The following is a 578-nucleotide window of genomic DNA, read 5'->3' as shown; positions in this document are numbered from 1 at the left end:
CCCTAGTGGGAAATATAAAGTAATCGCTGAGATAGAAGAAATTGGAACGGGTCTAAAGATCTCAACAACTCCACGTTATATGACGATAGTTCAACCTTAAAAAACGAAACCATAAGATAAAACCTCAATCCTTTATGATGTTTAGAAGGGTTGAGGTTTTATCATGTACGAATCCGGGATGTTTCATATAAAAAAGAGCCCCACTTTATGCAGTGAACCCAAAAAGTTAGACAAAATATTTTAAGCAGCTACTAAGGATTGGATCCTGTATTGTACAGGGCTCAATCCTTTTAGTTTTGCTTTAATTCGTTTGTGATTGTAATAGTGAATATACTTTTCTAACATTTAAGGACCTGATATTACTAGGGCAATACTTTTTTATTTCGTTACTAAAAATACTGCGGTGAATATTCTTAACAGGAGTTTTACAAAGCAATATACGTCTGTCCACTAGAATAATTTTGTTAAAACTCCCCCAAAAGCCCCCCATTTCATTGGGGGATAATACAAAAATCTACAAAGCAGAGTAAAATAAAAAACCCTAGAAATTGCGTTATATCAACGCTTCTAGGGTTTTT

General features: G+C 34.1%; 1 pseudogene. It reads right to left on the bottom strand.

Annotated elements, in window-relative coordinates:
- Window positions 1-240: 240 nt before the first annotated feature.
- A pseudogene (locus CHI06_RS28195) lies at window positions 241-342 on the bottom strand (IS3 family transposase); the annotation flags it as partial.
- Between the last annotated feature and the right edge of the window lie 236 nt (window positions 343-578).

Origin of the sequence: Bacillus sp. 7884-1, from assembly GCF_002272245.1 — a bacterium.
Classification (GTDB): domain Bacteria; phylum Bacillota; class Bacilli; order Bacillales; family Cytobacillaceae; genus Neobacillus.
Note: the sequence above shows the minus strand (reverse complement) of the source record. Positions and strands in the feature narration are given on the sequence as shown.